10 protein-coding genes are annotated in these 13,925 nt (G+C 30.3%); 4 read left to right on the top strand and 6 right to left on the bottom strand.

Annotated features, from left to right (window positions below; translation table 11 throughout):
• Positions 1-69: 69 nt before the first annotated feature.
• Positions 70-1,170: a putative phage abortive infection protein gene (locus GXM16_RS12475; RefSeq protein ID WP_163394766.1), complete on the bottom strand. Its 1,101-nt coding sequence runs from the start codon at positions 1,168-1,170 to the stop codon at positions 70-72.
• A gap of 450 nt (positions 1,171-1,620) precedes the next feature.
• On the opposite strand from GXM16_RS12475, the gene dndC reads away from it, so the two are divergent.
• Genes dndC through GXM16_RS12455 form a run of 4 tightly spaced genes read left to right on the top strand, consistent with a single transcriptional unit; the run spans position 1,621 to position 7,974 of the window.
• Positions 1,621-2,985, top strand: coding sequence for a DNA phosphorothioation system sulfurtransferase DndC (gene dndC, locus GXM16_RS12470; RefSeq protein ID WP_188726543.1), 1,365 nt, complete (start codon positions 1,621-1,623; stop codon positions 2,983-2,985).
• Positions 2,982-5,078, top strand: a complete 2,097-nt coding sequence (dndD, locus tag GXM16_RS12465; protein ID WP_163394765.1) for a DNA sulfur modification protein DndD — start codon at positions 2,982-2,984, stop codon at positions 5,076-5,078. The genes dndC and dndD overlap by 4 nt, the downstream gene beginning before the upstream one ends.
• Positions 5,062-5,466: a DndE family protein gene (locus tag GXM16_RS12460; RefSeq protein ID WP_163394764.1), complete on the top strand. Its 405-nt coding sequence runs from the start codon at positions 5,062-5,064 to the stop codon at positions 5,464-5,466. Before dndD ends, GXM16_RS12460 begins: the two co-directional genes overlap by 17 nt.
• Before the next feature lie 9 nt (positions 5,467-5,475).
• Positions 5,476-7,974 carry a type I restriction enzyme HsdR N-terminal domain-containing protein gene (locus GXM16_RS12455; RefSeq protein WP_163394763.1) on the top strand — a complete coding sequence of 833 codons (2,499 nt, stop codon included), beginning with the start codon at positions 5,476-5,478 and terminating at the stop codon, positions 7,972-7,974.
• Between the two features lie 28 nt (positions 7,975-8,002).
• On the opposite strand, the gene GXM16_RS12450 is transcribed toward GXM16_RS12455, so the two are convergent.
• The 5 genes from GXM16_RS12450 to GXM16_RS12430 form a co-directional block, all read right to left on the bottom strand.
• A complete protein-coding gene (locus GXM16_RS12450; protein WP_163394762.1) occupies positions 8,003-8,725 on the bottom strand; it encodes a DUF2971 domain-containing protein in 723 nt (240 codons plus the stop codon).
• 47 nt (positions 8,726-8,772) lie between these two features.
• Positions 8,773-10,992, bottom strand: coding sequence for a ParB N-terminal domain-containing protein (locus GXM16_RS12445; RefSeq protein ID WP_163394761.1), 2,220 nt, complete (start codon positions 10,990-10,992; stop codon positions 8,773-8,775).
• A 62-nt stretch (positions 10,993-11,054) separates the two neighbouring features.
• Complete coding sequence (locus GXM16_RS22850) at positions 11,055-11,534, bottom strand: hypothetical protein (protein ID WP_229684339.1); 480 nt, start codon at positions 11,532-11,534, stop codon at positions 11,055-11,057.
• Entirely contained in the window at positions 11,534-13,714 is a 2,181-nt protein-coding gene (locus GXM16_RS12435) for an AAA family ATPase (RefSeq protein WP_163394760.1), read from the bottom strand. The genes GXM16_RS22850 and GXM16_RS12435 overlap by 1 nt, the downstream gene beginning before the upstream one ends.
• 1 nt (position 13,715) lies before the next feature.
• Positions 13,716-13,925: a hypothetical protein gene (locus GXM16_RS12430; RefSeq protein ID WP_163394759.1), complete on the bottom strand. Its 210-nt coding sequence runs from the start codon at positions 13,923-13,925 to the stop codon at positions 13,716-13,718.

Here is a 13,925-nt window from a genome sequence, read left to right as displayed (position 1 = left end):
TATCCTAAAAAAAGTTCGTATTCAATAACCAGAAAAATTTAGAAATATCCGATATCAATCATAGTACCCTTACCAATCCTGAGATTGAAATAAAGAGTCATTTTCCCTGTCCTTTTCTTTTCTATAGCCTGAAGTGAAATTGAAAATATCCTCTAACTTAATTCCTAAGTGGAGTAAATCATCATACAAGTTATGTATCATTCTATAATCAGTAAAGTACTTATTAGTTTCATCCTCCCATTGTTTTCCAAATCCGGAATACCAGTTGTAAAACAATAAAGCTTGCTCAATATCAGACATCTGAGCACGTAAAATTCTTAATAAATTCCTTTTTTCTTCATACGTCACTCTGTCCTCAGATTGTGAAACTACAAATTTTACTGTTTGGTATAGATGTCTGTAGTAATGTCCTAATTGAGATGAATATCCCTTAAAAATTGGATAATCTATTTTATGTGCAATAGATACTTTTTCTCCAGATATCTCACTTAATGATTTATTAAAGTTCTCATAATTCAGTGTATCAATATTTATCTGTAAGATCTTTAAATTTTCAAAAAACTTATGCTTTCCTAAATCAAAACTATGCAGACCATGAAACAATACTCCATATGCCTCATTAATTAATTTTTTATCACTTAATCCTTCATCTTTGAAACTAGCTATTGCTACAATAAGAATAAGCTCCATTTCATTTATTATATATTCAAAGACTCTCCGACCGGAAAAAGTATTTTCTACAATTTCTGTATTATCCTGTGAGTGAACTATAATTTTTTTTGTAGTTAATGTAAGGTCGTTGACATTTTCTTTATGTAATCTGAGCATTTCATAGAACTGATTTTCAAATTTATCTTTTTCATATTTCTCTTGAGTATCATCCCATTGATGCTTAAATAAATTAATTTGAAATTTGTTGAAAGAAAACTGAATATAGAAAGCAAGGAAAGTCACTAAAATCCCGGCTATAGCTACAAATGGATTCATTAAACCTCCAATAGTATCTCCTATATTTCCTGTAGCGGTAAAATTTAAATCCTTATTCTTTGCTTCTGCTACAAACAACCAAGGGGCAAAAAATGAAAATAAAACTAATAAGAGAGCAATAATTAGAAATATCCAGACTATTCGGTCATTGGATGGTTTGAAGGTGTCATTGTTTTTATTCATAAATCTTAAAAAAAATAATTTGATTGTTAGATATTAATAATTTGCAAAATATTTAATTGCTTCATAGTTTTGATCTCTCCTAGATAGCTCTGTAGCCAAACATATAAAAACGGTTTTATATTATTTTACGGTTTTCCATAATTGTAAATTAAAAAGGGCAAATTAGTCCTTTTAAAATTAATTGCTATAAGTAAAATTACTTGTTTTCAGGTTTAAAATTCAAAGCCTAGAATACTACTTATAACAAGAGCTTAAACTGTGAAACTTTATTTTCATTAAGTGAGTTTTTAACATTCAGAAATATAGAAAGTTAGAAAATACTAGGAATTGTAGTGATTGGTGGATCTAAATAAAAATAAAACAATAGTGTAAATTTGTTTATATTAAGTCTAAATTTGCGCAGTAATACTTTATTTTTTTTTTAAATTTAAAGACAATTAGATAATAACGATGACTCCTATAAAAAGTAAAAGAATTGAGGCTGTAATAGATGAAATAATTGATCAATATGCATATGCTGATCAATCGGATAGACCTTGGATTATTGGGTTTAGCGGAGGAAAAGATTCAACAGTACTACTTACGCTTGTGTGGATTGCATTACTAAGAATCCGAGAAAATCTTCCTTTTCCATTTCAGTTAAAAAGACCTGTTTATGTTGTTTGCAACGACACGATGGTGGAAAATCCAATCATCTCTAATTATGTTGACGATGTTCTTTCAAAAATTAGCGAAGAAGCCAGAAATCAAAACCTGCCAATATTTGTAAAGAAAACAGTACCAAAGTTAGAAGAAACTTTCTGGATAAATGTTATAGGCAAAGGATATCCTGTTCCAAATAATGCCTTTAGGTGGTGTACAGATAAACTTAAGATAAGACCTACATCAAGTTTTTTATTAGAACAAATAGATGAAAAAGGAGAAGCAATAGTTCTGCTTGGAACACGGTATGAAGAAAGTGCTGCCCGGGAACGCTCAATGAAAAAACATGAAGTAACAGGAAATAGATTATCTAAACATAATAGCACCGCCAATACCTACGTTTATCCTCCGATTAGAGATTTGATGCTGGAAGAAATATGGTATATAATAAATGCAGTCAAATCTCCATGGGGATTTGATAACTCCATTTTATTTAAGATTTATGCTGATGCTAGTGCCGATGATTATGAATGCCCAACTGTAGTTGTTAATAGAGAACATAGTTCATGTGGTCAAAGTAGATTTGGATGTTGGACCTGTACAGTAGTTAAAAATGATAAATCAATGACTGCATTGGTTGATAACGGTCAAAACTGGATGAAGCCTTTACTCGCTTTTAGAAATAGATTAGTTGAAGGCAGGAACATTTCTGAAAACAGAATGGATGTAAGAAGAAACAATCAAGTTGCTGTTCGTGATGATGGAACAAATAATGGGACATATACTTGGGAGTATAGATACCAAATTTTAAAAGACTTATTGTTAGTTCAAAAAGGAATTCAAATAGAAAGACCGCATGTAACATTAATAAACAACCAGGAGCTTATTGCTATACAAGTAACCTGGAATAGAGATGGATATTTTGATCATACTGTAGGTGATTTATATAAAGAAATTTACAATAAAGAAATAAGCACAAATAATATCAAATCACTTGATGATACCGAACGCAGAATCTTGCGCGAAGTATGTGAAGAAGAGCCTGGATATTATCATTTAATTGATAACTTAATTGCTCTGCAAGAAACCAAAACATTAATGATTAGTAAATATGGCCTTCATAATGATGTCGAAAAAAGAATTGAAAGCTTTGTAAAGGAGAATGGATTATGAAAATAAATAAAATAAAATTCCAAAACTTCAGAATTTACAAAGGGGAGAATGAAATACTTTTTGCTCCAAATGCTTCGAAAAATATTAGTATTATTGCTGGTAAAAATGGTTTTGGTAAAACCACTTTTTTGACTTCTCTTATCTGGGTTTTTTATGGAAAAATGATGAGCGAGGTTGAAGATAAATACAAGAAAGATATAAAAAATGCAGGTGGTTATGAGAAGTTTATCAAATTACTTTTAAATAGAGAAATTAAAACAGATTATGAGAACAACGGAAAAGTTAATCCTGTATTTTCTGTTGAGATTGAATTGAAGGATATTTTAATACCTTCTATCCCTTGTAAATCAGTCGTAATTAAAAGATCATATAATCTTAAAACTGACATTGAAGACTTAACTATTAAAATTGATGGTTTAGAAAATGAATTAACTAAAGAAGTTGGTTTTGAAGTTTTTATTAATGATTTTATATTACCTCGTGAAATTGCCAAATTCTTCTTTTTTGATGCTGAGAAAATAGTATCATTAGCCGAAGCAAAATCCAAAGCCGAATTAAAAAATTTAAGTAAGGCATATTCTGAAGTATTAGGGATTAAAAAATATGAAGATTTAAAAAAGAATCTGGAGACTTTGCTAACTAAACTTCGTAGAAATGGTGCTTCACAGGTAGAACAAACGAAACTATTTGAGCTTACTGATACAGAAGCTGAATTAACTAAATTAATTGATTTCAATCAGGAAAAGAGAAGTAGTATTGACCTTGAAATTGCAAATCACAGATTAAATAGTGATAATATTCAGGAAAAGTTAATTCGTGAAGGAAATGGAATTACTCTGGAAGAACTTCAAAAAATGAAGTCTGAAAGAGATATTTTTAAAGAAGAATCAACCGAGATTAAAAACAAACTGAAAAAACTAATGGATATTGCTCCTCTAGTGATAGCAGGTAAGAAATTAGTACAGCTTAAAGAGCAATTAGATTTTGAACAAAATGCCAACAATAATTCTTTAGATAAAGCGGTTTTAGTTGAAGAATTGAACTCATTTTCGACTATTTTATTAAAAAAATTAGAAGATTTAAACTTAGATAGCAAAGCTAAATCTAAAGTCGAGGAAGCACTTAAACAAACTATTTCAGAAAAAGAAAGAATTAAACAGCCTAATACTGGTAAAGTACTTTTAGATTACACAACAGAACAATTTAGAAACTTTGAGGCTGTTTTCAATAATATAAAAGGTACTTTTTCAAGCCAGTTTAGTTCGGTTGTACAGGAAGAGAAAAATAATAGAATTTACCTTTCTAAAATTCTTCAGCAAATCAAGCAAGCAGAGGCTAGAAAAGACAATCCTTTGGCGAAAAAGTTACGTGAACAAAAAACGGAAACTGAAGATAGAATAACTATCTTAACTCTTGACAAGGGAAAATTGATGGAAGAATATGATAGTTTAAATACCAGATTATCTTCAACAAAAAAAGTATTATCAGAATACGAGAAAAATTTTAAATTAGTCGAAACTGATAAAAAGAAATTTGAGGTAACAGAAAAACTACTAATAAAGATTAATACCATTATCCAAAAAATTAAAGAAGACAAAAAATATTCGTTGCAAAAATCCATCATGCTTGGTCTTAAAAAAATCATGCACAAAAACGACTTTATTTACAATGTTCGGGTAAATGTTGTTGATGATGTTATGGATATTGATTTATTAGACAAAAATGATGAAATAATTGACAAAGATTCTTTGTCTAAGGGAGAACAACAATTATACGCTACAGCTTTACTAAAAGCCTTAGTGGATGAATCCGGAATTAAATTCCCCGTATTTATAGATAGTCCATTACAGAAGTTTGATAAATACCACTCCAAAAATATTATAAAAGAATTCTATCCGGCTATTTCAGAGCAAGTTGTATTATTCCCTTTATTAGAGAAAGAATTATCCGAATTGGAATATGACTATTTAAAACCAAATGTAAATAAGGTTTTTGTTATCGAAAACCACAACAATGGTTCTAGTTTTAAACCCTATGCTGTTGACCAATTATTTATACACTTAAAACAAGAGCAAGATGTTTACGCAAATTAAAACAAGTAAGGAAAATAAAGAGGTTGTAGCCTTGTTAACTCGCAAGCTAGGATTAGGTGCTGAAAATGTAATTGCCAGAATTGCTTATACTTATTCTTTGTCTCAAAATAAAAAATTAGACTTAAACTACATCAAAGATTCTAGTGGTAAAGAATACTCTAAATCAGTTCTTTTCGGTGACTATTATGACATGTATCTTGGCTTACTTTGTGTACATTATGGTTTATACAAAACTGATAAAGATATTGGCCGATATATAAAAATGCACGTAGATGATGGTTTAAAACTTTTAAATCAAGAAGTAAATGAGCGTTCTAATATTGATGGATTTGATTTTTTAAGTGAGAAAATAAATAATAATCTTCAAATTTTGAATTTATATTTATAAGAAATGCATATGTCTGAAGACGATATAAGAACCAAGGTTGTATATGAATGGCTAAAAGATTGCCCAATTACTTCAGATGAAATCTTTATAGAATTTACTATCAAAATTAGGTTAGGAAGAGGAACACGTTTCATTAATTCAAGATCTGATGTTTTAGTCAGAAATTATCGAGGTGACAATTTATTGATTATAGAAGTCAAGAAACCATCTCACAATCTACGTCAAGATGACAAATTTCAAGCATTATCTTATGCAAGGGCTTTAGCTGAAGGAGGAATAGCTCCTTTCACCATTCTTACTAATGGAAATCATACTTTAATATTTGATACAATTTCTGGAGAAGAAATTTCAGGTAAAGTGGTTCCATCGACTCACAGATATGTTGAAAACCAATTCAAAGTTACTGGAGATGTTATAGGTGCTTATTCTGAGGCATTGAATTATCTTATCTCGTTGTCTGAAGACAACTTGTTGGAATTTTGCAAAGGTCAAGCTGAATTTAGGATGTCTTTACTGAAGAGTGATGATTTGTTTTCTGGAAAGAAATATATCCCGCAAACATATGTTGACAGACTTGGTCCAAAAAATGAATTGGATGAGAAACTCTTTACCGGAAAAAAAACGCGAGATGTTCTTTTGATTACAGGACCTCCACAACATGGGAAAACATCATTTGTTTGTAACGTAATTGATACTTATCTGAGTATAAATATACCCTGTGTATTCTATCCTGCAATTTCTCTAAAAGAAGGTTTACTAAATGCTTTGATTGACGATTTTCAGTGGACGTTTAACAGCAATTTTTCAATAGTACAAATAGCTCAACGACTGAATTCGATTTTAGAAAAATCTAATCAATATCTCGTCATTGTTATTGACGGATGGAATGAAATGTTTGATACTCCTTTGCGTTTAAACGAAGAATGTAGACGGTTAAATTCTGGAAGAATTAAAGTTGTCATCAGTTCAACAAGTGCATCCTTGGAAAGAATACTTTATGATGGCGCTGGTAATCCCGAATTTGTTTGTAGTTCAGTAGAACTCACTAGAGAACAAATTAGAAAGTTATGTTCAAAGCCCTTGAAAAGTACGAAGGATTTGGGAGTAATACAAATCGATAAGTTTAATCCTGAAGAAATAGCCGAAGCGAAGTTGAAATATGAAAAAGCGTTTAACGTTCGGTTTGAAGAAGGAGGAAATTTACCAAAAGATCCTTACTATTTAAGATTAGCTTCAGAACAATATGCAAATGGAATTGTACCAGCCTTTGCCAATAGAACATCGCTTATCCATAAGAGTTTGCTTTCTAAAAGTAATCGATCACGAATTGAAGAGTTGGAATTACAAAGAGGATTGGTCTCTTTGGCTGAAGTTTTGTATAAGCATGACTCTCCGACTAAGATTATTTCACTTCCTGAATCATTTAATTCAATCAATTTGGGGAAATGGTGTGAGGCAGCAATTCTTCAAGAATTGAAAAGCGAAACTTTTACTGAAATTGCCTTTTACTATACCCACGATCTAGATTATTCCATTGCTGTTTTACACAAAGAATGGCACAATATATTTAAAGTGCCTACAAATTTTTATAAAATAATTGAAGAGATAGAAGAAGCTATTCAAACCAGAGTTGGAAGAAGTGCTCTTGAATGGTTTCTTAGCTGTCCTGATTATTTTGAGCATCTAAAAATTGTATTTTCTATTCTATCTAAAGATTCAAACAAAGGTTTACTGAGTTTTACAAAACAGCCCATTTTGAACCAGGTTAAATTAAATAATAAGCTAGATTTTGAATGGCTAGAGATATATCTTACTGAATTTATAGGGATTGATCAAAATAAGCCAATGGAAAAATCAGAGATTAGTGAATTAATCTATGCTTATGTTGAAAGTATTGATATTACTCAAAATAGTCTTGATTTTGAATTTTGGATCGGTGTACTTTTAAAATACGATAATAGTTTAGAAGATTTAGGAGCAGAAGAATCCTATATGGCTCAAATCTTTGATGGAGAAATAGAAGGATACGAAAGTTATGATAATTCCTTCTTAGACATTGGCTTGTTTGAAAGGTTATTATTGCATAAAGATGATGAAGTTGCTAGTAAGGCAGCTCTATATCTTGCATATGCTTCTGCTTACAGTTTTATGGAAAAATATGAGGATTATAAAAAAAATATTTTTAACAATGATAGTGACTATAAAAGCATATTAGAGTCAGCTTGCGAGCGTGTCATGTATAGCTTAGGCGATACATATTATGGATATTCGATGTGTAAAGGTTTGTATTATTATTTGGAAAACGGAGATGAAGAAGCAAAACATGAATATGTAAAACTTAAACCATTGGTATTTCCTATAATATCTACTTATGCAGATTCAAAAATTGGTCAGGATCTTTTAAACTTACTAAATAATCTTAGGATTAAAGCGGAAATAGACGAAGAATTAAATGAAGAGATTTACTTTGAAGATCCAGATCAACTTAAGTTTGATTTTGAAATATAAATTGATCTAGAAAGAAATTTTATTTTATTTATTTGAAATCTTCAATATTTATTTTAAAAAGTTTGACATCCAGAATAGCTTGTTTAAATATTGGATTTAGACCATTTTTTTTACACTCATCGATTATTTCCAATTTATCTTCTCTACTCATCATAGAACCAAATACAATTTCTTTTAATGAATCTAAGGAAAAAGTTTCAACTCCTATGGTATCTCTTACCATTCGATGCTCGTCTTCGTATACCCAATCAATTGATTTAGAATATAAAATTCGATCTACGATTTCTTCGTCAGTATAAAGCCATCCCCAAATATCATCGTAGTGTGTTTGATATTTTACCTTTTTAGCTTTGGGTAAAGTATCACAATTAAATTCAAAACCAAAACATACTCCTTTGTGATTAAAAGTATAATGTGACCACATCAAGATATTGTCATTTTTAGAACTAAGAGCTAAAACACCTTTCGAATTATGTGCTTTTTGAATTCGACTTATTCGAGCACCAATTTCTTCTTGATTTATTATGTACTCATCAGTTATTTTTTCAGTAACTAACTTTTGAGCAGCCTCAAATGTTATTCCCTCAAATTTGTCTTCCTTTTTCAAATTCATGGTATACTGAGCGCGAATTTGAGCAGCTTTTATTTCGTTAATTTTTCCATAAAATTGTAAGTGTACTCTTCCGTCAAATGGATCATTAAAGGATTCTATTCCAGCAAAGAAAAGTTCTTGTTTATTTATAATTTCCAAGGTTCTCTTTTTAGTTGCTTCGGTATAATTTCTGAACTTATAGAGTATCATAGTTTTGATTTAAAATGATTAACAACTTGCTCTAGTGCAATGCCTCCAAAGAGTTTGATTAATACGTTTCTAGCTTTTAATGTTACACTTTCTGCAGTTGGGAAGTCTTCCTTAATAGTTTCAATATCATTTTGTGTTAAGTAATTAGTGAGATTAGTACTTCCCTTTGCAAATGAATAAACTGAGAACAATTTGTTATTTTCTCCATTAGTTATTCTACTTATAATATCTTGACCATATGCTTTTTGCAATCTATCCAACAAACGTAAATTATTACCTGCAGTAGTCCTATTTGTTATTCCATTTTTTATTGCAGAAATTAAATTTGATCCTTTGGTAGCATTTGTTATTCCTGGTTTCATATTATCACCGTTCATTATTATTTCCGACCATTGATTAAATTCGGTGACTTTGAATTCTTCTTTGGCAAGGAAATTCATCTCCAATTTGTAAGTGCTATCAAAGAAAGAAATAGCACCTAAAGAATTGATAAATTCAATTTCTTCACTAATTTTTATTAAGTTGAACTTTGAGTTTTGATCTGTTAGGTAGAGGAATAACATCTCCTGACCAACAACAGTTCTAAGTAGATTTCCATTTTGAATCCCTTCTAGTTTTGAAACCCATTCCTGTAACGTTCTTTTTCTTTGAGCAACATCTTCAGTAATATCTTCTAAGAAAAGATTAATTTGCTTTTGGACTTTATCACTTCTTCTTCTAATATTATTCTCTACTTTCAGGGACTCATGGGCATTTAATATAAAATTAAAAATCAGTTTCCTGTTCTCATCCTTATACTCTAAAATTGAATCTTTAATTTGTTTGGTAAACCATAATTCATTTAAGGTTGTAGTAATTAGTTCCGTATAAATAGTGCATTTTTCTTGAAGTATTTCAGTTATCTTGTTTGCGCTTAACTCAAAAGCTGAATCTTTAGAACAATCTTGATTGTAAATATTTTGAAGTAAGTTAACAAAATCAGCTCTGTCTTTTTCTTCTTCATCTGTGGCTATTGAACCAATAAAAAATTCACCTTGGGCTTGCTGTATTTCTTCTAGATTTTTTGTCTTTATTCTTATTAGATTGTTAAAAATTTCTATCTCTGAATCAATTAAGCCACCATTAGATAGTCTTTCAATAAGGTTCCTAAGCTTTGTGTTTGAAATTTCTTCAAGTGATTCGGCACTATCAATTTCTGCTAATATCACTGAGTTAAGTTGATTACAAATACTTCTTATATCTCTTGTTTTATCAACATCTTTATGCTTTAGTAAAATATTTCCAATAATATTTCTATGTATTGTCATTATATTAGAAATTTCCCATGGAAAAAGCGTTTTATGATTTGATAGAAAACCACGACTTTCTTCATCATCTTTACCTGATTCCTCTATCAAGTATCTATTAATGAAGCAGTTTTCACTAAGTAAATAATCCTCTTCATGCAACATTCTTTGATAGAAATCCTCATTATCATCTCCTGGATCATTTGCTCCAAAAGATTTTGCAGTAATTCTTCTGTGAATATTTCTATCATCAATAAAAATTAATTTCTCCTCTGAAACCAATCTAGGTGTATTATTTACATCAATAAATAAAGCCCTAGTAGCTTGAATTAAATCAATTTTAGATTCATTTTTGAAAATCACAAAGGTGACCGGAATACTTATTCCATTATAGGAACTTTCATTTTTACCTTCGTAAAAATTACGGATTGCACTAACTCTATGCTGTCCGTCAATAACCAATGCTGAAATATTGTCTTTATCCCATTTTAGCATTACAGGGAAATCAGGAAGATATTCTTCAGATTCATATGATTTATTGACATTAATTCCTTCTATATTGTCGAAATCGGAATCGGAATGTGTAAAGTATTGAATTGGTTCACCGTTAGATTTTGGCAATAACACTACTGTAATAGCCGGAAAAAATTTAATAGCTCTATTACTCGCTTCCAAATATTCACTTTTTATTTCCTCAACTCTTTTAGAGGAAATATTACGTTGAATAATTTTATTCATTCCCCATCTTGCATCACCTTTTAAATCATCAACCAAAAGTATATCTCTATTTTTTAGTAATTGTGATACAGGAATATTTGTCGTTAACACATTTGTATCGAACTCAGAATTTAGTTTTTGAATTGAATGAATACAATGATATTCTCTAGAATGATTATCAGGTTTTGAAGTTTTAATATTTATTTTCGCCATAGTTAGTCATTTATAATATTACGCAGTCAGAAAACTTTTTGTGTCCATATTTATATAATATTTTACTTATACATATCAATAAACATATAATGAGAATTTGTTAACTGTCCTTTATCTAACAACTCATGCAAATACTCTAATCCGCCATTTGCATACTCTTCCATAAAAGTAATAATCTTTGACACGACAGCAGTTATTTCAGCTTCGTCCATATCTTCCAAATCATTCCAATCAAAACCTATTTCCTCATTTCTTGTGAAAATAATCATAAGTAGGAAATCCGTAAGATTAGATTCTCTTTTCCATCTCCCGATTTCTAAACCAAAATCGGAAGTTAAATCTCGTGGTGGCAATGGCAGTCTTCTTTCCTTCTTTAATCCAAGCAGGAAAGCGTACATATACAATTCATAGATAGGTCCAAACTGGCTGTATTCAGATCTTCTACTTCCTTTATTTGCCAAAACCTCAATAACTGGTATTCTAGAATTGGCATAACGCGGACGCTTAATTAGAATATGTGATTTAAATTCTTGACTTGTCATTATTTCAATTTAATTTTATCAGTTGTCCGATCAATTTGCTCCTTGTTTTTATCAATTTGGTTGATGTAAACCCTTTTTATAAAATCCTTCCTAATAATTTTTTTGCCAAGCTCATTCAACTTCATTTCGTCATCATTTTCATAAAGGTCATTGACCAGAATAATACTTTGTGGAAAAACTTCGCCAACCGCCTCAAAAAAGCCCTCTGTAAAAGCAGAGCCAAACGCAGAAAGTGGTGCGTCTGCCAATAGCGGATAATTATATTTAGTTGTATTTGCAGAGATTACTGCCATAACCACAGAAAACTTCTTCATACGCTGAAATCCTTCAGAACTTCCATGAACAATGTTACCGGTGCTATCTATATAGTTAAAGAGGATAGAGCCTGATGGTGACTTTTCAAATTTCAATATACCTCCGGCTAAATCATTATACTTAATAAGACTTTGAAAATGCTCATTGGCATATTTCTCCAACAAATTCACCATGTTATCAAAGACTCTATTTTTAGCATTTTCAGTTGCTAATGCTAAGTCGGTGCTTATTTCATAATTAAGTAAATATCCTTCAGGGATATTGCTTGGACGTAAGGCTTGAATCTCTCTTTCAGTATTTAAAATGCTTGATTTTAATTTTTTTATACTATCCTGTAGTTTTTCAATTTGAAATGAAGAATCTGCTATACGTCTTATTGCTCCTTTATAACGATTAATAATCGTCATAGAATCTTCACTATCATTCCCCGCAATTAGAATGTCTTTTCTCTGGTCTTTTAATGATTTTAATTCCTTTTTTAATTTGGTAAGCCTTTCATTGAGTGCAATTTCCTTTTCACGCGTTTTTAAGATACTATCCTCAATAGAAGAGATTTTATTGTAAAATGGCTGGGCGTTAATTTGTAAATCACCAAAGAAATTATTGAAATTATTTTTTACAAAATCAATATCGTTCTTTGCCTCAATCGGACGATTCTTTAATTTTATGATATGGTTATGCTCTTCGGATCCTATCAATGCAGGGCGATTGCATATATAACAGTGTTCATGATCAATCATATTTTTTAAAGAAACCGTATCAGGCGAATCAATTGGCAAAAAATGGAAATGCTTATTTGGATCATTGATGTTTTTTAATGTCTTTTTTTCAAAATGAAATTCTCGAAATTGTTGAATTTTCGATTGAAAATCCTCTACCACATTGTCAAAACCTAATGATATCCATGAAAAATTACCATCAAAAAACCGATTATTAATAGTTTCCAGGAAGTTTGTATACTCTTCTGCAACTTCGTTGGTTCTTTTATTTTTTTCTTTTATTTTATTATCAAGATCATTTCGTTTTTCTGCGTTGGAAAAATTTTGCTCCAACTCATTTTTTTCCTGCTCAGCATCATCATATAATTTTTCATATTCGGCAAGCTTAATTTCTTGATTGGATAAAGCATTTTCTAAATCCTGTTTAACTTGAATAGCTTTATCTAATCTTTCGTTATGATCAGAATTTGCCTTAGTTTGTTTATTAAGATCTTTTTCAGCCTTGTCTTTGAACTCTTTAGTTAAGAAAACCAACTCTTCATACTTACTAATATCTGTCAATGTACGAACTGCTTCTTCAATACTCGACTTCTTTCCAAAATCGATTATACTGTCAACTTCTTCTCCTTGAAAAAAGGAATATTGACGTAAGGTTGGAAGAATAAGTTGCTTAATTATATTAGCTTTTTCATCAGCATCATAAACAGGCGTGTATTTTGGAAGAACATGATCAGTTCGATTAACCTCTACATCATTAACAGTAATTTGCCAACTATCGAAATTGGTAATCTTTTTACTCAATCTTGTTGCAGTAAATGATTTTGTAATTTGGTATTTAAAACGGCCTGTCGAATATTCAATTTGAATACCGGTTTCAACATTATCTCCAATTGCAGTTTCACTTTTTGCTTTATCAGAAATGATTTTTACAGCGATATCTTTGATCCCTTTTTTGATTTTATCATCTGAATCCAAAACTTGGTCATAAAATAGCCAGAGAAAAGCATTAAAAAATTTTGATTTTCCAGCGCCATTATCTGCGACTACAATATTTACGCCCTCTTCAAATTCATAACGCGTGTCATAATAGTCACCATAATAATTAAAAAAATTCTTAAACGATATGCTATTTATAATTGATGCCATCTTACCCTATGTTATGAATGTTTTTAATTTTCTTATAAATCTGAGAGTCACTTAAATTATTGTCATTTTCATTAATAATAACAGACAACACCTCAATAGTTTTATTAAAGTAGGGCGCATTTGTTGTAAGTTTTTCAACATCTTTAATATTATACTTTTTGCAAAGCTCCTCATCCGACAATATCTCCCTTAAAACTTGATTCCTATCCAT

The sequence above is a fragment of the Flavobacterium limi genome, assembly GCF_010645075.1.
GTDB lineage: Bacteria > Bacteroidota > Bacteroidia > Flavobacteriales > Flavobacteriaceae > Flavobacterium > Flavobacterium limi.
Note: the sequence above shows the minus strand (reverse complement) of the source record. Positions and strands in the feature narration are given on the sequence as shown.

Excerpts from the sequence above, each read along its gene's own strand:
- GXM16_RS12475 (WP_163394766.1), bottom strand. The coding sequence starts at position 1,170 with ATGAATAAAAACAATGACACCTTCAAACCATCCAATGACCGAATAGTC.
- dndC (WP_188726543.1), top strand. The coding sequence starts at position 1,621 with ATGACTCCTATAAAAAGTAAAAGAATTGAGGCTGTAATAGATGAAATA.
- dndD (WP_163394765.1), top strand. The coding sequence starts at position 2,982 with ATGAAAATAAATAAAATAAAATTCCAAAACTTCAGAATTTACAAAGGG.
- GXM16_RS12460 (WP_163394764.1), top strand. The coding sequence starts at position 5,062 with ATGTTTACGCAAATTAAAACAAGTAAGGAAAATAAAGAGGTTGTAGCC.
- GXM16_RS12455 (WP_163394763.1), top strand. The coding sequence starts at position 5,476 with ATGTCTGAAGACGATATAAGAACCAAGGTTGTATATGAATGGCTAAAA.
- GXM16_RS12445 (WP_163394761.1), bottom strand. The coding sequence starts at position 10,992 with ATGGCGAAAATAAATATTAAAACTTCAAAACCTGATAATCATTCTAGA.
- GXM16_RS22850 (WP_229684339.1), bottom strand. The coding sequence starts at position 11,534 with ATGACAAGTCAAGAATTTAAATCACATATTCTAATTAAGCGTCCGCGT.
- GXM16_RS12435 (WP_163394760.1), bottom strand. The coding sequence starts at position 13,714 with ATGGCATCAATTATAAATAGCATATCGTTTAAGAATTTTTTTAATTAT.
- GXM16_RS12430 (WP_163394759.1), bottom strand. The coding sequence starts at position 13,925 with ATGGATAGGAATCAAGTTTTAAGGGAGATATTGTCGGATGAGGAGCTT.